Origin of the sequence: Kribbella sp. NPDC000426, from assembly GCF_040300265.1 — a bacterium.
Taxonomy (GTDB): Bacteria; Actinomycetota; Actinomycetes; order Propionibacteriales; family Kribbellaceae; genus Kribbella.
The window spans coordinates 737,848-756,982 of the sequence record NZ_JBEPDK010000005.1 but is presented as its reverse complement, the minus strand read 5'-3'; the positions used below and the strand labels follow the sequence as shown (position 1 = coordinate 756,982).

Sequence of the window (19,135 nt, the reverse complement as noted above, 5' to 3'; positions counted from 1 at the left end):
TCGGACTCGAGATCCCCTTGATGCTCGCTAGTTGATGGTCCAGGTGTCGGCGCCGGTGACGAGGGATTGGAGGTCGCCGGTGCCTTGGGTTTCCTGGGCGGTGGTGATTTGCTGGCGGACGAGGTCGTCGTACGCCGGGCGTTCGACCGAGCGGAAGACACCGATGGGGGCCCGGTGCAGGACGCCGGCGTCGGTGAGGCGGGAGAGGGCGAACGCGTACGCCGGGTCTTCGGTGTGAGCGTCGTGGACGACGAGATCGGCCTCGCCGCCGGGGAGCTCCGCGACCTCGCGGACGGCCAGTGACGCGAACCCGTCGCGGACCACGCCGAGGTGTCCGTCCTTGCCGAAGCGGATCGGCTCGCCGTGGACTAGCGGGATGATCGCGTCGTCCCGGGTCTCCGGGTCCTTGAACGCCTCGAACGCGTTGTCGTTGAAGATCGGGCAGTTCTGGTAGATCTCGACGAACGACGTACCGCGGTGCTCGGCGGCGGCCCGCAGTACCGAGGTCAGGTGCTTGCGGTCGGAGTCGACCGTCCGGGCCACGAACGTCGCCTCCGCGCCGAGCGCCAGCGAGACCGGGTTGAACGGGTTGTCGACCGAACCCATCGGCGTCGACTTCGTCACCTTGCCCGGCTCCGAGGTCGGCGAGTACTGACCCTTGGTGAGGCCGTAGATCCGGTTGTTGAACAGCAGGATCTTCAGGTTCACGTTGCGGCGCAGCGTGTGGATCAGGTGGTTGCCGCCGATCGACAGCGCGTCGCCGTCACCGGTCACCACCCACACACTCAGGTCGGGCCGCGCCACCGCGAGGCCGGTCGCGATCGCCGGCGCGCGCCCGTGGATCGAGTGCATGCCGTACGTCGACAGGTAGTACGGGAACCGCGACGAGCAACCGATCCCGGAGACCATCGCGACATTCTCGCGCTTGATCCCGAGCTCGGGCAGGAATCCCTGGAAGGCCGCGAGTACGGCGTAGTCGCCGCAGCCAGGGCACCAGCGGACCTCCTGGTCCGACACGTATTCCTTGCGGTTCTGCGGCTCGGTCGCGGCCGGTACGCCGCGCAGGCCGCCGGGCAGACTCGGCAGGCCGAGGTCGACCGTGCTCATCGTGCTCCCTCCGACGTGTGCAGTTGGCCGTTGGACTGACCGTTGGCCCGGCCGTTCTCGGTGTGCAGCGCCTCGCCGTGCTTGAGGCCGGCGGCTGCCGACCCGAGGTGCCGGGCGTCGTCGTCGATGCCCTCGGTCTCCTCGACCAGGTTGCCGATCACCTCGGCCAGCTCCGCGGCGCCGAGCGGCATCCCGCGGACCTGCGCGTAGGAGACGACGTCGACCAGGTACTTCGCCCGCAGCAGCATCGCGAGCTGGCCCAGGTTCATCTCCGGGACCAGGACCTTCTCGTACGACTTCAGCACGTCGCCGAGGTTCGCCGGGAACGGGTTCAGGTGCCTCAGGTGCGCGTGCGCGATCTTTCCGCCGACCGCACGGACCCGGCGGACACCGGCCCCGATCGGGCCGTACGTCGAACCCCAGCCGAGCACCAGCACCTTCGCCGTACCGTCCGGGTCGTCGACCTCGATCGGCGGCACGTCGACGCCGTCGACCTTGGCCTGGCGGGTGCGGATCATCAGGTCGTGGTTGGCCGGGTCGTAGGAGATGTTGCCGGTCTTGTCCTCCTTCTCCAGACCGCCGATGCGGTGGTCCAGGCCCGGCGTACCCGGGATCGCCCACGCTCGGGCGAGGGTCTCGGGGTCGCGCAGGTACGGGAGGTACTTGCCGTCCTCGGTGTTCGGCTCGAGGGTGAAGTTCGGGTCGATCGTCGGCAGGTCCGCGACCACCGGGATCTGCCACGGCTCGGAACCGTTGGCCAGGTAGCCGTCGGACAGCACGATCACCGGCGTGCGGTAGGTGATCGCGATCCGGGCTGCCTCGACCGCGATCGCGAAGCAGTCCGCGGGGGACTGGGCCGCCAGCACCGGCAGCGGCGCCTCGCCGTTGCGGCCGAACATCACCTGCAGCAGGTCGGCCTGCTCGGTCTTGGTCGGCATCCCCGTAGAGGGTCCGGCGCGCTGGATGTCGCAGATCACCAGCGGCAGCTCGAGCATCACGCCGAGGCCGATTGTCTCGGACTTCAGGCTGATCCCCGGGCCGGACGACGTGGTCACGCCGAGCGCGCCGCCGAAGGACGCACCGAGGGCCGCGCCGATACCGGCGATCTCGTCCTCGGCCTGGACCGTGGTGACGTTGAACCGCTTGAGCTTCGACAGCTCGTGCAGTACGTCGGACGCCGGGGTGATCGGGTACGCACCGAGGACCAGAGGCAGCCCGGCCCGCTGGGCGCCGGCCACCAGGCCGTACGCCAGGGCGAGGTTGCCGGAGATGTTCCGGTACGTGCCGGAGGCCATGCTGGCCGGCTTCACCTCGTACCGGACGGAGAACTCCTCGGCGGTCTCGCCGAAGTTGTAGCCCGCGCGGAAGGCCGCGATGTTCGCGTCGCGGATGTCCGGCTTCGAGGCGAACTTGGTCTGCAGGAACGTGATCGTCGACTCGACCGGCCGCTGGAACAGCCACGACACCAGGCCGAGCGCGTACATGTTCTTGGCCCGGGACGCGTCCTTGCGGGTCAGCCCGAACTCCTTGACCGACTCCACTGTCATACCCGTCAGGTTGAGCGGGATCACGTGGTACGCGTCGAGCTCGCCGGTCTCCAGCGGGTTCTCGTCGTACCCGATCCGCTTCAGGTTGCGGGCGGTGAAGTCCGCGGTGTCGACGATCAGCGTCGCGCCGCGGGGGACGTCCTTCAGGTTCGCCTTCAGGGCCGCCGGGTTCATGGCGATCAGCACGTCGGGCGCGTCGCCCGGCGTGAGGATGTCGTGATCGGCGAAGTGGAGCTGGAAGGACGACACTCCCGGCAGGGTTCCGGCTGGTGCCCGGATCTCGGCGGGGAAGTTGGGCAACGTCGACAGATCATTGCCGAACGATGCCGTTTCCGCTGTGAACCTGTCCCCCGTGAGCTGCATCCCGTCACCGGAGTCGCCGGCGAAGCGGATCACCACGCGGTCGAGCTGCTTGACCTCGATGGTCACTGTTCTTTTCATCTCCAAGTCGAAGCTTGGGTCGTCCGGCCGCCTCGTGGGCAACAGGCCGATCCCCCCGTCAGGGCGATAACCCCAATATTAGTTCGCCCTTAGAACAGAACCATGCGGAAGCCCCGGTGGTCCACAGCCTGGGACGCGGTGTTAACGGGTCGTCGGGTCAGGTAGGGACGAAATCTCCCAGTATCACACTCCGCAGCGGCTCGCTTGCGATCCGAAGTGAGAACCGGCAGGGTGTCGTCATCAAGCTGTGACTTCGAGGAGTTGTCTTCATGCGTCGTGTGCTGGCCGGACTACTGACGTTGCTGGTCGTGGCGTGCACGGCGTGCGTGGTGCCGACGGCGGCTGGTGCGACTCCGGGTCCCGTGCGGACCGCGACGATCGCGAGCATCCGGACGACGGATGCGACCAAGGGCGTGATCACGGTTGTGGGGACGATCACGCCGGCGCCCGCGGCCGGCACGCGGATCCCGCTGCATCAGTGGATCCCGTCGCTGAAGCGGTGGCAGGAGGTCGCGCACGGGTACTCGTCCGGTAGCAGCGTGACGATCACCACGGTCCAGCCCGGCTCGGTCCGGACGTACCGGATCGCGGTCGGTGCGCAGGCGCCGTACGCCGCGGCCATCTCGCCGATGATCAGCTTCAAGCACTACGTGTGGCGGGGGATGTTCAAGAAGGGGCTGGTCGCCGCGGGTGGGGCGGGGCAGCCGCAGTTCACCGTCGTACCGCCTTCGGAGGGACCGCGGCGGGCGGAGGCTGATCTGCTCGCGAACCAGGGCGGGTACGTCTGGGGCGAGGTGGACTCGACCGGTTGCCGGTACGTGCGGAACTGGCTCGGCAACTTGACCGACGGTCTGGTGCGGGTCTCGCTGCACAACGGGACGACGGCGATGACGTCGATCCGGATGCAGCAAGAGACCGAGACCTGGCTGAACTACGACATCTCCGGCGTGACCCGGTTGCGGCTGCAGGTCGCGGACATCCGGTCCGGGTACGGGCCGTACGTTTCGATCGACTCACTGCTGCTCTGCACGAACTAAGCTGCTCCTGTGTCGGACAGCTATGGCGTCATCGCCGCGGTGGTCGCGCTCGGCCTGGTCGGGCTGATCGGCGCCTTCGCGCTGAACAAGGCGCTCACCGTCACGTATCCGACCGAGGGCAAGCTCAAGACGTACGAGTCCGGCGTCGACCCCGTCGGCGAAGGCTGGGCCCAGGTCCACATCCGCTACTACCTGTTCGCCTACCTCTACGTGATCTTCGCCGTAGACGCGATCTACCTCTTCCCCTGGGCCACGATCTTCGCGACCCTCGGCTACGCCACCCTGATCGAGATGTTCATCTTCCTGGCCTTCGTCGCCGTCGGCCTCCTGTACGCCTACCGCAAGGGCGTCCTCCGCTGGACCTGAGCTGGGGATTCGCTAGCCGCGGGTGAGTGCCGCGGCGATGGCCCAGTCCTGGGCGCCGACGCCGACGGACTTGAAGACTGTGCGGCCCTCTCGGAGTGGCGGGGTCGTGAGGGCGGAGCCGAGTTCTACCAGGGCTGTCTCCGGGAGGGCGCCGGAGTTGATGGCGTCGATGATTTCGCCGGACTCCTCCAAGGCGGCTTCGCGTTGGTCCACCACGACTGTGGAAGCGGTGGTGAGGAGGTTGCGCGGGAGTTCGCGCATGGTGGGGCGGAAGGCGCCGATGGCGTTGACGTGGACGGTGGCCGGGAGTGCGTCGGCGTCGAAGAGCGGGGTTGTCGACGAGGTGGCGCAGCAGATGATGTCGGTGTCGGCGATCGCTTCGTCGATGCTGGTGCTGGGCGTGAACTTCACGTCAGGAAACTCGTCGCTCAGCTGCCGTGCGAGGGCGGCTGCGCGGTCTGCCGAGCGGCCCGTCACGGTGGTGTCGGCGATGCGTCGTACGGCGAGGACCGCGCGGACCTGGTCCGCGGCCTGGGCGCCGGTTCCGATCAGGGTGAGGCGGGCTGCGTCGGCGTGAGCCAGCAGGTCGGTCGCGACGCCGACGACGGCGCCGGTGCGCAACGTGGTGATCGAGCCGCCGTCGGCGACGAGTTGTTCGCCGTCGCCGGTCCAGATCACGGTCGCCCGGATCGCCGGGACCTGGTCGAGCGCGATCCCGATCTTCTTCACCACCGCGGTGCCGGTCGGCGTGTGGTACGCCGACATCACGAGCACCGTCCCGTCGCCGAAGATCTGCCGCGGCGGCAGCACGAAGTTCCCGGCCGCGAGCTCGCGGAACGCGTCCCGCACCGCGTCGACCGCCGTACTCATCGGAACCAGCCGGCGCACGTCCTCAGCAGAAAGCACCTTCACCCGGCGAGCATATTCTGGTCCGGACTCGAAAGGGGATCGCATGGATCTGCACCGCGACGCGATCGTGGCCGACGGACACAACGACCTACTGATGCTCGTGGCGCGGCGGCCGAAGGAGGTCTGGTCGCAGTACTTCCGGGAGCGGTGGATACCGCAGCTGCGCGACGGCGGGATCGACGTCCAGGTGCTGCCGGTGTTCATCGACTCGGAGTTCCTGCCCGAAGGGGCGCTCCGCGAGACCCTGCGGATGATCGAGGCCGCACACCGGATCGCGGCGGCGAACTCCGACCAGGTCGCGCTGTGTACGGCGCCCAGCGACATCGCGGCCGCGACCGACGCGGGCAAGATCGCGCTGGTGCTCGCCCTCGAGGGCTGCCCGCAGATCGACACCGACGTCGAGCTCCTGCAGACACTGCACCGGCTCGGCGTGCGGATGGTCTCGTTCACCCACTTCGGTCGCAGCGCGTTGGGTGACGGATCCGGCGAGGACGCGACCGGCGGCCGGTTGACGCACGCCGGCGTCGAGGCGGTCGGGCTGCTCGAGGAGCTCGGCGTACTGATCGATGTCTCGCACGTCGGCCGTGCCGGGGTCGAGCACATTCTCGAACTCGCGACGAAGCCTGTCGTCGCGTCGCACTCGAGTGCGTTCGCGCTGCGTGACCACCACCGCAACCTGACCGACGAGCAGCTCCGCGGGATCGCGGCGACCGGCGGTGTGGTCTGCGTGAACTTCTTCGCCGGCTTCCTCACCACGGCCGAGAAGCCGACCGTCGACCACCTGGCCGACCACATCCTGCACATCCTCGACGTCGCCGGCGAGGATCACGTCGGCCTCGGCAGCGACTTCGTTGCGGAGGTCTTCGGCGAGAAGATCCCGGCCTGCGACCGCCCGGTGATCATCCAGGGCCTCGACGCCGAGCTGTACGTCCCGGGCCTCGAGGGTCCGGCCGGTATGCCGCTGGTCACCGACGCCCTCGTCCGTCGAGGCTTGCCCGAAGCAACCATCCGTAAGGTCCTCGGCGAGAACCTGGTCCGCGTTCTCGGCTGAGCCCGCATCCGCAGCCGGCGTCCTCAACCGGAACACGCGGGTCGAGGCGACGGTGGACTCGGTCTTCCAGGTCGGCTCGATCACCAAGCTGTGGACGACCACGCTGATCATGCAGCTCGTGATGGAAGGCAAGATCGACCTCGACCACCCGGTCCGCGAGTACCTGCCGGACTTCAAGCTCGCCGACGAGGCCACCGCGGCGGCCGTCACCCCGCGGCACCTGCTGACCCACACCAGCGGTTTCTCCGGTGACGCCTTCATCCCGACGTCGCGCGGTGACGACGGCGTCGAACTGTTCGTCCGCGACGTCGTACCGGGTCTGCCGCAGGAGGTTCCGCTCGGCGCCGGGTTCTCGTACAACAACGCCGGGTTCGTCGTCCTCGGCCGGATCGCGGAGGTACTGCGCGGGAAGCCGTTCCACGAGCTGATCCGCGAACACATCGCCGTACCGCTGGAGCTCGGGCACGTCGCGACGATTCCGGACGAAGCACTGCTGTATCGGGCTGCGGTCGGTCACGTCTCGCCGAAGCCGGGCGCGCCGCTCGAGGTCGCGCCGGTGTGGAGCCTGGTCCACGGGATGGCGCCGGCCGGATCGTTGCTGGCGATGAGCGCGAGCGACCTGATCACGTTCGGCCGGGCGTTCCTCGATGCGGGACTGCTCGACCGGGCAACGATCGACCGGCTGTGGGAACCGCAGGTCGACGTACCTCCGACCGGTGGCGACCTGCATCAACTCGGCCTCGGCTGGATGATCTTCGACAGCGAACCCGGGCCGTACTTCGGGCACGACGGCGGCACGGTCGGTCAGTCCGCCTTCTTCCGGCTCGTCCCGGACCGGGGCGTGGCCGTCGCACTGCTCACGAACGGCGGCCGGGTCTCGGCGCTGTACGACGAACTGATGGGTCACGTCCTGCGCGAGACAGCCGGCGTCGAGCTGCCGGCGCGACCGGTGCCACCTGCGGAGCCGGCCGAGATCGCCGCCGAGCTCGTCGTCGGGCGGTACGACGGGGTGTTGTTCCGGGCAACGATCAGCGTGGAGGACGGCGAGTTCTGGCTGCTGGACGAGCCGCTGAGCGACGAGGCGAGGCTGCTGCTGCCCGAGCCGGAGCGGTCCCGGCTGGTGCCGTTCGACGGGGCGCGGTTGATCGCGGCCGAGCCGGAGCACGGCATGCACGAGGTGATGGCGTTCAGTGCACCGGTCGACGGTCGCGCGACGTATCTGTTCCGGGGAGGCCGGCTCTCCCCGCGTGGTGACTGAAAGTAGTCGCCGGGCCCGATCCCAACTCGTTGCCTGATCACCATTTGTGATTGCGATCGGCAACCAACGTGAGTTTCAAGCGGCCGGCTTAACGGTCTGCGTACGAACGGTCGCCAACTGGTGGGTTCGGGGCTATCGTGATTACCCGGGGGAACGGGGCGAATACCGGACGGTGAGGCTATGTCGTGGCAACTGTGGGTAGTGATTGCACTCGCTGCGGCCGGGCTCGTGGTTGTGGCCGCGGCGCGAATGCGGCACGCCCGTAAAGTCTTCGACGACATCACCGACCTGAACCGGCCGATCCGTCTCACGCCGCCGGTGACGTCGGACGACCTGGCCCGAGCCCGCGCACGGCACGCGCGCCCCGAGCCGGATCGCCACCGCAAACACGGCTAATCGGCGTCGAGCAGGCCGTCACGGCGGGCCACCGCCGCGGCCTCGGTCCGCGAGCGGACGCCGAGCTTGGCCAGGATGTTCGACACGTGCACGCTGACCGTCTTCTCGCTGATGTACAGCTCGCGCGCCAGCTGCCGGTTGGTGCGTCCCTCGGCGAGCAACCGCAGTACTTCGGTCTCCCGCGACGTCAGCGCACTCGCACCCGCGGTCTCGCCGCCGCCGGTCTCGTCGATCAACGGCTTCGCCCGCAGCTCGCGACCGACCTCGGCCGCCAGCGCCGTCTGCTCGTTCGCCTCGGCGACCCGGCCGGCGGCCCGCAAAGCAGCCGACAACCGGACCCGCGACCACGCCTGCTCGTGGACGTACCCGTATCCGAAGGCGTCCGTCGTCCGCTCCCAGGCAGAGACATGCTCCTGCGGTGTCGGCGCGTCGACCCCGGCCAGCCACCGCAGTCGATCCCACTCCGACTCCAGCCGCGCCAGCCACGCGAGGCCCTCGACGCCCATCAACCTCCCGGGCGGCAGACCCTTCTCGGCCGTCGCCTGCCCGGCCGCGACCAGCTCCGCGCCGCGCGACACCAGCTCGGCGGCCGCTGACGGCTCGCCGACGGCGCGGTGGCACAGCAACTGCAGACCCAGGGCCGAGAACCGGATCCGGGCGAAGAACCACTCCGTCTGGAACAGGTCGGCGCACAGCGCGGACACGTCGGCGATCAGCTTCTCCGCCTCGGCCGGCTGATCGAGCTGCAGGTACGCCTCGACGGCAGGCTGTACGCCGATAAGCGGCAGCATGATGTCGAGGTCCCACCACTTCCGGGACAGCTCGAACTCCTCGGCGACCGCGGTGTCACCTCGCCCGCTCCGCACCGAGAACTCCACCGCCCGCAGCGCCGCCGCGGCCGCCGCAGGGGTCATCGAGTCGGTGCGGGCGGTCACGGTCGCCTCGTCCCACTCGCCGAGCATGAACTGCGTCAGTGCGAGCATCCGCCGGGCGTCGAACCCGTACGCCGCCCATTGCCGCCCGAGCTCGCCGGCCCGCTTCGCCGCGAACGACAACGCGGCCTTCGCGTTCAGCAGGTCGCCCTGCTCGTAATGCGTCGACCCCAGCAGGAACCGGCTCCGCACTTCGGCAGCAGGGTCGCCGGTGAGCTGCGCCCGTACGGCGGCCTCCTCCAGCTGCTTCGCGGCGGTCTCCGGATCACCGGCCCGACGGCGGAGCTGGGCAAGCGTGATGCCTGCGTCGCTCGCCGCGGACTCCTGACCGGCCTCGCGGGCGATCTCGAGCGCCCGGTGCGCCCAGCGCTCGGCCTCCATCGGCCGGCCGAGCGCGTCCGACACCCGCGCGTACAGCGAGGCGACCTGTGCCTTGAAGACGCTGGACGGCTCGTCGTGGACCAGCTTCAGCGCCTGCGAGATCGCCTCGCTGGCCTCCTTGTCCTGGTCGATGATCAGCGCGATATCGGCCAGCGGCAGGAGCAGCTCGGCCCGCTGCAGCTTCGGTGCGTCGGCCGGCAGATCGGCCAGCGCTTTGCGGAGCAGTTTGAGCGCGCGCAGATGCTGTGACGACAAGGTTGCTGCGGTTGCCGTGTCGACGATCAGCCAGGTCTTGTCGACGGTGCTCGTCGGTGCGGCGTTCGGGAACAGCTCGAGCGCCATCTCGTAGTGCTTCAACGCCTCCTGCGGCGCCGCGACCGACAGCGCCTCTTGGCCGGCCCGGACGCGGGCCTCGAACGCCGTCGCCAGATCGTGCGATCGAGTGGCGTGCCCGGCAAGCTCGGCCGCCGTACCCGCGACGGTCTTGTCTTCCAGCGCTTGCACGTACGCCGCGTGCTCGCGGACGCGCTCGCCCGGCAGGAGGTCGTCGTACACCGCCTCGGCCAGTAGGGCGTGGCGGAAGTAGTAGCGATCGTTGGTCGGCACGTCGATGATGTGCGCGTCGATCAGCTCGCGCAGGGCGTCGTCGAGCTCGCGATCCGGCAGCTTGGCGACCGCGGTGAGCAGATCGTGCGGGACGCGACGGCCGGCCACGGCGATCACGCGGGCGACCTGCCGGGCGTCGTCCGATACCGGATCGAGGCGGACCAGCAGCAGGTCGGCGAGATCGGGCGGTACGGCGTCGCCGTCACCCATCGAGGCCGCCGCGGCCAACTCCTCGGTGAAGAACGCGTTCCCGCCGGCGCGCTCGAGGATGCGCCGCTCCTCTATCGGGGACAGGGGCTCGGAGAGCAGCGAGTTCAGCAGGGTGCGGGACTCGTCGGCGTCGAGCGGGAGCAGGTTGACCCGACGTACCCGAGGGTTGCGGGACCACTCGGCGATCGGCCGGCGGAGCGGGTGGCGGCGGTGCAGGTCGTCGCTGCGGTACGAAACGACCAGGGCCAGGCGTTGCGAGGTCAGCCGGGTGATGAGGAAACCGATCAGGTCCCGGGTCGAGTCGTCGGCCCAGTGGGCGTCCTCGATGATCACCAGGATCGGCTCGCTGGTGCTCAGCGCGGTGAACGCGCCCAGCACGGCGTCGAACAACGCGGCGCGGTCGAGCTGGCCCTCTTGCGGCACAGGCTGCGCGCTGAGCAGTCGGTGGGCCGGGAGCAGGCGGCTGATCGCCGGGAAGTTGGTCAGCACGCTCTCGACGAGGTCGGGGCGGTCGCCGGCCAGGCGGCCGAAGATCTCGGAGAACGGCTGGTACGGCAGGCCGGCGTCGCCGAAGTCGGTGCAGTGCCCGACGAGCACGCCGAAACCGCGCTCGTGCGCGCCGGTGGCCACCTCGTCCAGCATCCGGGTCTTGCCGACGCCGGCGTCACCCGACAGCAGTACGGCGCCGGCGCGACGCGTTTTGGCATCGTCAACGGCGCTCAGCAGGGCGGCCATCTCGGTCGAGCGGCCGACGAGAGGTGTCGAGTTCCAGGGCACGTTGTCCATCTTCGCCCCTGGAGCCGACACAAATCGACGGCATCCCGTCCGCTGAGCCCCGGTTCTGCTGTCAGCCTCGGTCTTCGCGGGTGTCTTCGCGGGTAAAAGAACGCCGTCCCTGATCGTGCGATCAGGGACGGCGGCTGGGGCGGTCATCGGGCCGTGGTGGGTCGGAGGGCACGGCGCGCGTGCCGCGACTCGGGCTTGGAGCCCTTCGCCGGACGCTGCTTGCGGCTCGCGGACCCGAACTCACGCTTGGTCCGCTCCAACCGGTACGCCGCCTCCGCCTTCACCGCGTACTGACTCAGTGGAGTGTTGAACATGGTTTCCCTCCCTTCAGGCTTTCCGGCCGAACAGGTGGCTGATGGTCCGGCGAGCTCCGCTGCTCCGGTGCTGCCGGAAGTCACGGCTGAGCCGCTCCCTGCGGTAAGCAACCTCTGCCTTGACCGAGTCGTTCGTGTACATGTCTTCCTCCGTCTGTCGCTGCCAGCTCCTTGCTGACAGGTACCAATCTGCTCGTCTGAGGAGACCCCGCACATCGGAACTCCTCCCTATCCCCGTCCCCCACACCGCCTTAGCCGCTCCTAGGGGGTCCTAGTAGGTGCCTAGGGACCCCCGGAAGAGCCCTGAAATGACGGTGGCGGGGGGGGGGGGGCGGGGGCGGCTGCCGGGGCGGCCGGCTCCGGGGAGCCGGCCGCGCCTGGGGGGAGGGGGCCTGGGGCGGTGACCTCGCGGTCACATCGCCGGACGGGCACGCAGCTCGGGCGCGCAGGGCGCGGGCGGCTGCTGCTTAGGCTTGCGCTGGAACCAGAACGGACGCTGGAAGTCGTTCCGAATACGGTCCTGCCGGTACTTGATCTCGGCCCGCACCGCGTCGGTCGAGTACATGAACATGATCTCCTCCGAGCTCCTGTCGATGAGTAGACAGTGCGCCCCTGAGGAGGCCCCCCACATCCGCACAACTCCCTATGCCAGAGGCAACCAATGCCTTAGGCGCCGGAGTAGGCACATCGCGGGGCCATCAGCTGCGGTAGGAGAGGCTCAGTTCGTAGTGTTCGGGGTCCAGGAGTTCGTCGGCGTGCTCGGCGAAGCGGTCGTCGGCGGTCCAGCTGGTGCGGGTGGTGTGGAGGAACCAGGTGGTGGCGGGGCGGTTGAGGTGGCCGGCTTCGGTGGGGGTGAGGGTGCGGCCTCGGAGGCGTTGTTCGCAGTGGTCGAGGTAGAGGCCGGCGCGGTTGAGGGTGACGCTGATGGAGTCGTTGTCCAGGCCGCGTTCCGGTAGGTCGCGCAGTGCGTCCAGCGCGGGAATCCGGCTGCGCTCGAGGGAGATCGCCGTACCGTCGGTGAGCTGCCGGACCCGTTCGATCACCACCACACCAGCAGATTCCAGACCCAGCCGCGACGCCAGCCCGGGATCGGTCGCGCGCTCGATCCGCACGGTTCGCATCCGGGTCTCGATGCCGTGCTCGGACAGGGCATGCGTCCACCCGAGCCGCCCGTCCAACGGGCGTCCATCGAACAGCACGTACGAACCCTTACCGGTATGCGTCGCGATCAACTCGTCCTCGGCCAGTACGGCGAGTGCCGCGCGGACCGTGTTGCGGCTGACCGAGAACCGGCGAGCCAACTCGACCTCGCCGGGCAATTGCGCACCACGCCGTACGACGCCGGACCTGATCTCCCGGGCGAGCACCCGCGCGACCCGCTCGTGTTTCAGGGAGATCCGGCGCATCACCGCAACTGCTCCAGGTGCACGATCTCGATCATCGGCGCGTACAGCCGCATGATGTCCAGCGCCTTGCGGTGGTTCTCCTCGGTCGATCCGGCGCACGCCTCCTCGACGACCTGCACCTGTACGCCGGCGTCGACCGCGGCCAGCGCCGTACTGATCACGCAGCAGTCCGTCGTCACCCCGCCGAGCACCAGCCGCCCGTCGGCGCGAGCCGCAAGCTCCGGACCCCAGGCGCCGAAGGTGGTCTTGTCCAGGGTTCGAGCACCCTTGAACTCGTCGACGAGCTGGTAGTCGTCGGCGTCCGGTGACTGCAACGCGAACGGGAACTCCTGGTAATAAGGCACCCAAGCCCCGAACGGTGCGGCCGGCGCCACGAACCGCGTGAACACGACGTCATCCCCGAAGATCCCCAGCAGCTCCTTGGTGGGCGCGATCACCCGCTCGAAGTCCGGGGTCGCCCAGCCGGACTCCGGGTCCGCGAAGATCCGCTGCAGGTCGATGAGCGCCAGGACCATCAGGCGGTCGCCTCCTGCCGGCGTACTGCGGGTCCGCGGCCGAACCACTGCACCAGGAACCCGATCACGAGCGCCGCGAGTACGCCGAGATTCGCGTACGCCCACGCGCCGTCCTTGCCGCCGAGGCCGAACGGACCGAGCAGGTAGCCCTGCCAGGTCAGCCACGACGCCAGCGTGTTCGTGACCAGGCCCCAGCCGATGCCGGTGGCAACGAGCATCGTGGCCACCGGCAACCACTGCACGTCGCCGTACCGTCCGGTCGACCGGTAGAGGTCGTCCTCGGCGTAGTCCCGCTGCCGGGCCGCGATGTCGGCGAGCATGATCCCGCACCAGGCCGCGATCGGTACGCCGAGCGTGATCAGGAACCCCTGGAACTGCCCGAGGAAATCGCCGCCGTAGAAGACGACGTAGATCGTCCCGGCGATCATCACGACACCGTCGACGAACGCGGCAACGTACCGCTTCACCGGCAGGCCGAGCGACAGCAGCGCCAGACCGGACGAGTAGATGTCGAGTACGGCGCCGCCGACCAGACCGAGCACCGCGACGATCACGAACGGCACCAGGAACCACGTCGGCAACGCCTCCGCGAGCGCACCGATCGGGTCGGCGCCGATCGCCTTGCTCAGGTCCGCCGACGAACCCGCCAGCAGCAGGCCGAAGATCAGCAGTACGACGGGAGCCACCGAGCCGCCGAACGTCGTCCAGCCGACCACGCCGCGACTCGACGCCTGGCGGGGGAGGTACCGCGAGTAGTCCGCGGCCGCGTTCACCCAGCCGAGCCCGAAGCCCGTCATCAGGAACACCAGCGCACCGATGACCGCCTGCGACGAACCGCTCGGCAGCGCGGACACCGTGCTCCAGTGGATCTGGTCGGCGACCAGGATGATGTAAACGACGGTGAGTACGCCGGTGACAACGGTGATGACTGTCTGCGCCCGCATGATCAGGTCGAACCCGAGTACGCCGCAAGCGACCGTCAGCAGGCCGACCACAATCAGCGCGATCACCTTGGTGACGTTGCCGCCGCCCCAGCCGAGCCGCTCGAACACGGTCGCGGTCGCGAGCGTCGCCAGGATCGTCAAGACGGTCTCCCAGCCGACCGTCAGCAACCACGACACCAGCGACGGCAGTTTGTTGCCCCGGACACCGAACGCCGCCCGGCTGAGCACCATCGTCGGCGCCGAACCCCGTTTGCCGGCCAGCGCGATCAGCCCGCAGAGCAGGAACGAGAACACCACCCCGATGACGCCGGCGATCACCGCCTGCCAGAACGAGATCCCGAATCCGAGTGCGAACGCGCCGTAGCTCAGCCCCAGCACGGAGACGTTGGCTCCGAACCACGGCCAGAACAGCTGACTCGGGCGGCCCTTCCGGTCCGCGTCGGCGATCACGTTCAGCCCGTTGCTCTCCACCGAGAGCGCGCGGGTCTGCTGCACCTCGAGCTGGTCAGCCATGGTGTCTCCCCACCGGAGTGGACCTGTTCAGTCCTGTTCAATCACGGTAAGTCTGCGTGCCGGGGTGGTCAACCATGCGTGGGCGTCGAAAATTGGGGCCATGCTGACTGAAGCGGTGGACGGGTTCCGGCTGGCGTACGACCGGGCCGGCGAAGGGCCGGCGGTGGTGCTGCTGCACGGGTGGCCGGGTGATCGGACCGACTACCGGCTGCTGGCGCCGATGCTGGCGGAGCGCGGCTTCGAGGTGGTGGTGCCGGACCTCCGCGGGTTCGGTGCGTCGGACGCGGCCGACACCGACCCGGCGCAGTACGGCGTTGCCGGGCAAGGGCGCAGCGTGGTGGCTCTGATCGAGGAGCTCGGGCTGGAGCGGCCGGTGCTCGCGGGGTACGACATCGGCAGCCGGATCGCGCAGGGGATCGCGCGGAACCAGCCCGAGCTGATCGACGGCATCGTGGTCGCACCGCCGCTGCCGGGGATCGGGAAGCGGGTGTTCTCCGAGCAGGCGCAGGCGGAGTTCTGGTACCAGTCGTTCCATCGGCTGCCGGTGATCGAGGAGCTGATCGACGGAAAGCCGGACGCGGTCCGCTCGTACCTGAACCACTTCTGGACGCACTGGTCCGGGCCGGGGTTCGAGCCGGAGCTCGACCAGCTTGTGGATACGTATTCACAGCCAGGTGCGTTCACGGCGTCGATCCAGTGGTACCGGGCGGGTGCCGGGTCGGTCGCCGTGTCCGCGGCCGAGACGGCGCCGCCGTCGTACGACCGGATCGCCGTACCGACGGTGGTGCTGTGGCCGGAGTTCGACCCGCTGTTCCCGCGGGCGTGGTCGGATCGGGTGGACGACTTCTTCAGCGACGTCCGGGTGCGGTACGTCGACGGCGTCGGGCACTACGCGCCGCTCGAATACCCGGCGGTCCTCGCGGAGGAGATTGTCGGACTAGGCTGACCGTATGACGGAGCTGGGGATGCCGACGGTCCGGCCGGCGGTCGGCGCGCTGGCGAAGCTCGCGCCCGAGCCGGTCCGCTACCTGCTGAACTGGGGGCGTAAGTACTCGCTCTGGGTGTTCAACTTCGGCCTGGCCTGCTGCGCGATCGAGTTCATCGCGGCGTCGATGGGCCGGCACGACTTCATCCGGCTCGGCGTGATCCCGTTCGCGCCCGGACCGCGGCAGGCCGACCTGATGGTGGTCTCGGGCACCGTCACGGACAAGATGGCGCCGGCGATCAAGCGGCTGTACGACCAGATGCCCGAGCCGAAGTACGTGATCTCGTTCGGCTCCTGCTCGAACTCGGGCGGCCCGTACTGGGACTCGTACTGCGTGACCAAGGGCGTCGACCAGATCATCCCGGTCGACGTGTACGTGCCCGGCTGCCCGCCGCGGCCGGAGGCGTTGCTGCAGGGGATCCTCAAACTGCAGGAGAAGATCGCGGGCGAGGCGCTCGCCGACCGGTACGAGGAGCCGTCCGCGGCGGCGCTGACCCGCGGATTGGTGCAGCCTTGAGCGCCGACGCACTCGAGGCCCTGACGAGTGCCGGCATCACCGCGACATCGACGGACAGCTTCGGCCCGACCGCGATCGACGTACCGCCGGAGTCGTGGGTGGCGGCGCACGAGGTACTGCGGGATGCCGTCGGGCTCACGTTCTTCGACTTCCTGAGTGCTTCGGACGAGCTGACCGACGGCTTCCGGGTGGTGTCGCATCTCGCGGACTTCTGGGGCGGGTCGCATGTCGAACATGTGCTGGTGCGGACGCTGGTGCCGCGGGACAAGGCGGTGCTGCCGACGCTGTCCGAGGTGTACGCCGGGGCGAACTGGCACGAGCGCGAGACGTACGAGATGTTCGGGATCAGCTTCGACGGTCACCCGAACCTGATCACGCTGCTGCTGCCGGACGAGTTCGAGGGCCACCCGCTGCGCAAGGAGTTCGTCCTCGCCTCCCGGGTCGCCAAGCCGTGGCCCGGCGCCAAAGAACCTGGCGAGTCCGACCACGCCCCCGCCGGCGCCCCCAGCCGCCGCCGCACCCTCCCACCCGGCGTCCCCGACCCCGAAACCTGGGGCCCCCGCCCACCCGGCTCCCCCGCACCGGACCCCCTGGCCGCAGCCCAAGCCGCCGCCACCCCGGCCCGCCCCCGCCGCGCCGGTGCTGGCGCTGGAGGCGAGAGGCGCGCCCGCCGCCAATCCCCGGCAGCCGCCCCATCACCAGATCCAGCGCCCGAGCCTCCCGCGAGTCCTGCAGCCGCGGCTCCGACGGAGCCGTCGGACGGTGCAGCGGCGGATCCCGCGGCGGGGGATGAGTCGGGCGGGCTGTCGTGATTCCTTCGGCTGAGGTGCTGGCGCGGTACACCCTGGAGCGGCAGCATCCGTTGACGCGGACGTGGGTGGACGACGTACGGCGGTTGGCGATTCTGGCTGAGGAGCATGCGGCGCTGGATCTCTTGCTGGCCGAGGATGTGGAGATCGCGCGGCAGCGGACCGCGCGGCTGGCGCCGGGGAAGCCGGTCGAGGCGATGCTCAACCATTGGATTGCCGTAGGCAACGACCTCGAGGTGATGTTCAGCATGCGCTTCGAGAACATGAACGTCGCCAAGCCGTTCGTCGACGCCACCCCGATGAGCCGCTCACCCGAGCCCCGCGACCTACCAGGGCTCGCCGACGCGGCGCAGCAGTACTACGGCGTCCACAACCCGCTCTACCTCCGCCTGTGGAGTGCCGCCCCCGGCGTCGACGGCACCGTGCCCGACCGCCGCTTCCTCGCCGCACCGATCAGCGAGCTGCAACCGCGCGACGTACCGCCCGGTCTCGCCCTCCGCCAGGCGAAGAGCGTCGAACACTACGACGAGGCACGCCGCGCATACGAGGCCGTGGACGCCGACCACCCGCACCACACCGAAGAGGCCACCCTGCAGGACCTCGAGGACCTCCAGGAATCCGCCGACGACGGCCTGCTCTTCGAGGTCACGGTGAACGACGAGTGGGCCGGGTACGCCGCCGCCATCATCAAACCCGACGACGCACTAGGCCTCCCGGCGTACGTCGTCCGCGAGCTCATCCTCGCCAAGCCCCACCGCGGCCACGGCTACGGCCCCCACCTGAGCACGCTCCTCGCGCAGGCCCTCCCCGACCCGACCCGCATCTTCATCGGCACCATCCACTCCGCCAATCACGGCGCCCGCACCGCCGCCCTGACCGCCGGCCGCCACGACATAGGCGGCTGGCTTCAACTCCCGCTCGGCGGCGTGTAGTAGAAGACGTCTTCGCGGGTGATGTGGCCGGACTCCACTGTGCAGAGGGAGAGCTTGGTGGTTTGGGACTGCACACCGGTGGTGGTGTTGCGTTGGGTGAAGGTGAAGCGGATGGCGAAGTGGTTGGGGTGGAGGAGTGGGCCCAGGGCCTCGACCGCCAGGTATTCGACGTTGGTGTTGAGGCGGCGGGTGTTTTCGAGGATGGCGTCGACGCCTTTGAGTTCGGTCGCGGATTCGAGTGGGGCTGAGCGGATCACGTCCGGGTCCAAGTAGGCGAGTGCTTCGTCAAGGCGGCCGGCGGACAGTGCGTCGACGTACCCCTGGGCGACCTCGGCGGTGGTGCGGACGCGGAACTCGGTGGCGTGCTCCTCAGCCCATTCCGCGAAGGTGAGTGCGGGGCGGCCGGTCAGTTCGGCGACTGTGGTGGTGACGGGTTCGGGGTTGTCGACGAGCGAGGCCCAGTAGCTGACCGCGCTCGCGGCGAGAGCTGGGTCGGCGCCCTGGTCGAGCATCGCCTGCAGGGCGGCGTCCTCAGTCAGCGGTACGACGTGCATGTCCTTGCCGACGGCACGACCGATCGTCGCGACCTGCGAGGCCTGGGTGAGCGCCGCGGGGCCGGTGAGTTCGTAGATCTGGCCCGCGTGGCCAGGGTTGACGAAGCTGAGTACGGCGACCGCCGCGATGTCGCGCTCGTGGATCATCGACCGCGACGCCTCCGGATACGGCAGCCGCAGCGTGTCGCCGGAGCGGAAGTCGCCGGCCCACGCCTGGGCGTTCACCGCGAACCCGCTCGGCCGCAGGAACGTCCACTCCTTCCCCAGGTCCCGCAGCAACTGCTCGACATCACCCCAGACCCCGCCCTCGGCGGCATTGAGCGACGACAGGTACACCACCCGCGGAGGCAACGCCGGGACGATCTCCGCCGCGCCGTCCGCGCTGAACGAAGGCCACAGCAGGAACGCGGCATCGGCGCCGGCCGCGGCCCGTCGTACGGCGTCGGCGTCGGTGATGTCGCCCTGGATCAGCTCGACGTCGGGCGGGAATCCAGCGAGGTCCGGCGTACGGACGAGGGCGCGCACGGTCACCCCCGCCGCGCGCAGTCCGGCAACGACATGCCGGCCGACCCGGCCGGTGGCTCCAGTGACAAGAACGGTAGTCATGACACGATCCTTC

Annotated in this window: 19 protein-coding genes and 1 pseudogene; 9 read left to right on the top strand and 11 right to left on the bottom strand. The window is 69.3% G+C overall.

What is annotated here, in order from left to right; all coding sequences use genetic code 11:
- Nucleotides 1-27: 27 nt before the first annotated feature.
- Both ABT313_RS27905 and ABT313_RS27900 read right to left on the bottom strand, forming a co-directional pair.
- Nucleotides 28-1,107 (bottom strand): 2-oxoacid:ferredoxin oxidoreductase subunit beta, encoded by a 1,080-nt coding sequence (locus ABT313_RS27905; protein ID WP_350859943.1) that lies wholly within the window; start codon nucleotides 1,105-1,107, stop codon nucleotides 28-30.
- Nucleotides 1,104-3,095, bottom strand: coding sequence for a 2-oxoacid:acceptor oxidoreductase subunit alpha (locus tag ABT313_RS27900; RefSeq protein WP_350859941.1), 1,992 nt, complete (start codon nucleotides 3,093-3,095; stop codon nucleotides 1,104-1,106). The genes ABT313_RS27905 and ABT313_RS27900 overlap by 4 nt, the downstream gene beginning before the upstream one ends.
- A 269-nt stretch (nucleotides 3,096-3,364) precedes the next feature.
- Here ABT313_RS27900 and ABT313_RS27895 point away from each other — a divergent pair, with 269 nt between their 5' ends.
- Nucleotides 3,365-4,132, top strand: a complete 768-nt coding sequence (locus ABT313_RS27895; protein WP_350859940.1) for a hypothetical protein — start codon at nucleotides 3,365-3,367, stop codon at nucleotides 4,130-4,132.
- 9 nt (nucleotides 4,133-4,141) lie between these two features.
- Nucleotides 4,142-4,498: an NADH-quinone oxidoreductase subunit A gene (locus ABT313_RS27890; protein ID WP_350859938.1), complete on the top strand. Its 357-nt coding sequence runs from the start codon at nucleotides 4,142-4,144 to the stop codon at nucleotides 4,496-4,498.
- Between the two features lie 12 nt (nucleotides 4,499-4,510).
- Here ABT313_RS27890 and ABT313_RS27885 read toward each other — a convergent pair whose 3' ends face one another.
- Nucleotides 4,511-5,410 carry an ornithine cyclodeaminase family protein gene (locus tag ABT313_RS27885; protein WP_350859936.1) on the bottom strand — a complete coding sequence of 300 codons (900 nt, stop codon included), beginning with the start codon at nucleotides 5,408-5,410 and terminating at the stop codon, nucleotides 4,511-4,513.
- 40 nt (nucleotides 5,411-5,450) lie between these two features.
- Here ABT313_RS27885 and ABT313_RS27880 point away from each other — a divergent pair, with 40 nt between their 5' ends.
- The 3 genes and pseudogenes from ABT313_RS27880 to ABT313_RS27870 all read left to right on the top strand — a co-directional run bounded on the left by ABT313_RS27880 (nucleotide 5,451) and on the right by ABT313_RS27870 (nucleotide 8,112).
- Nucleotides 5,451-6,458, top strand: a complete 1,008-nt coding sequence (locus tag ABT313_RS27880; RefSeq protein ID WP_350859934.1) for a dipeptidase — start codon at nucleotides 5,451-5,453, stop codon at nucleotides 6,456-6,458.
- A 22-nt stretch (nucleotides 6,459-6,480) separates the two neighbouring features.
- Nucleotides 6,481-7,716: pseudogene (locus tag ABT313_RS27875) on the top strand (serine hydrolase domain-containing protein); the annotation flags it as partial.
- A gap of 180 nt (nucleotides 7,717-7,896) precedes the next feature.
- Nucleotides 7,897-8,112, top strand: a complete 216-nt coding sequence (locus tag ABT313_RS27870; protein ID WP_350859932.1) for a hypothetical protein — start codon at nucleotides 7,897-7,899, stop codon at nucleotides 8,110-8,112.
- Here ABT313_RS27870 and ABT313_RS27865 read toward each other — a convergent pair.
- The 7 genes from ABT313_RS27865 to ABT313_RS27835 form a co-directional block, all read right to left on the bottom strand.
- Entirely contained in the window at nucleotides 8,109-11,027 is a 2,919-nt protein-coding gene (locus tag ABT313_RS27865; RefSeq protein WP_350859930.1) for a helix-turn-helix transcriptional regulator, read from the bottom strand. The genes ABT313_RS27870 and ABT313_RS27865 overlap by 4 nt on opposite strands.
- Before the next feature lie 143 nt (nucleotides 11,028-11,170).
- Entirely contained in the window at nucleotides 11,171-11,341 is a 171-nt protein-coding gene (locus ABT313_RS27860) for a hypothetical protein (protein ID WP_350859928.1), read from the bottom strand.
- Between the two features lie 13 nt (nucleotides 11,342-11,354).
- Nucleotides 11,355-11,483, bottom strand: a complete 129-nt coding sequence (locus ABT313_RS27855; RefSeq protein ID WP_350859926.1) for a hypothetical protein — start codon at nucleotides 11,481-11,483, stop codon at nucleotides 11,355-11,357.
- Nucleotides 11,484-11,753: 270 nt separating this feature from the next.
- Nucleotides 11,754-11,912, bottom strand: coding sequence for a hypothetical protein (locus tag ABT313_RS27850; protein WP_350859924.1), 159 nt, complete (start codon nucleotides 11,910-11,912; stop codon nucleotides 11,754-11,756).
- A 127-nt stretch (nucleotides 11,913-12,039) separates the two neighbouring features.
- A complete protein-coding gene (locus ABT313_RS27845; RefSeq protein ID WP_350859922.1) occupies nucleotides 12,040-12,747 on the bottom strand; it encodes a GntR family transcriptional regulator in 708 nt (235 codons plus the stop codon).
- Nucleotides 12,747-13,262, bottom strand: coding sequence for a cysteine hydrolase family protein (locus tag ABT313_RS27840; RefSeq protein WP_350859920.1), 516 nt, complete (start codon nucleotides 13,260-13,262; stop codon nucleotides 12,747-12,749). Before ABT313_RS27840 ends, ABT313_RS27845 begins: the two co-directional genes overlap by 1 nt.
- A complete protein-coding gene (locus ABT313_RS27835) occupies nucleotides 13,262-14,719 on the bottom strand; it encodes a purine-cytosine permease family protein (protein WP_350859918.1) in 1,458 nt (485 codons plus the stop codon). Before ABT313_RS27835 ends, ABT313_RS27840 begins: the two co-directional genes overlap by 1 nt.
- A gap of 100 nt (nucleotides 14,720-14,819) precedes the next feature.
- Between ABT313_RS27835 and ABT313_RS27830 the strand changes: the two genes are divergently transcribed.
- The 4 genes from ABT313_RS27830 to ABT313_RS27815 are packed head-to-tail and all read left to right on the top strand — an operon-like array spanning nucleotide 14,820 to nucleotide 17,962.
- Nucleotides 14,820-15,665, top strand: coding sequence for an alpha/beta fold hydrolase (locus tag ABT313_RS27830; RefSeq protein ID WP_350859917.1), 846 nt, complete (start codon nucleotides 14,820-14,822; stop codon nucleotides 15,663-15,665).
- Between the two features lie 4 nt (nucleotides 15,666-15,669).
- Nucleotides 15,670-16,221 (top strand): NADH-quinone oxidoreductase subunit B, encoded by a 552-nt coding sequence (locus ABT313_RS27825; RefSeq protein ID WP_134120366.1) that lies wholly within the window; start codon nucleotides 15,670-15,672, stop codon nucleotides 16,219-16,221.
- Complete coding sequence (locus ABT313_RS27820) at nucleotides 16,218-17,033, top strand: NADH-quinone oxidoreductase subunit C (protein WP_350859914.1); 816 nt, start codon at nucleotides 16,218-16,220, stop codon at nucleotides 17,031-17,033. Before ABT313_RS27825 ends, ABT313_RS27820 begins: the two co-directional genes overlap by 4 nt.
- Nucleotides 17,030-17,962, top strand: a complete 933-nt coding sequence (locus ABT313_RS27815; RefSeq protein ID WP_350859912.1) for a GNAT family N-acetyltransferase — start codon at nucleotides 17,030-17,032, stop codon at nucleotides 17,960-17,962. The genes ABT313_RS27820 and ABT313_RS27815 overlap by 4 nt, the downstream gene beginning before the upstream one ends.
- Here the strand turns inward: ABT313_RS27815 and ABT313_RS27810 are convergent.
- Complete coding sequence (locus ABT313_RS27810; protein ID WP_350859910.1) at nucleotides 17,938-19,122, bottom strand: NAD(P)H-binding protein; 1,185 nt, start codon at nucleotides 19,120-19,122, stop codon at nucleotides 17,938-17,940. The genes ABT313_RS27815 and ABT313_RS27810 overlap by 25 nt on opposite strands.
- Between the last annotated feature and the right edge of the window lie 13 nt (nucleotides 19,123-19,135).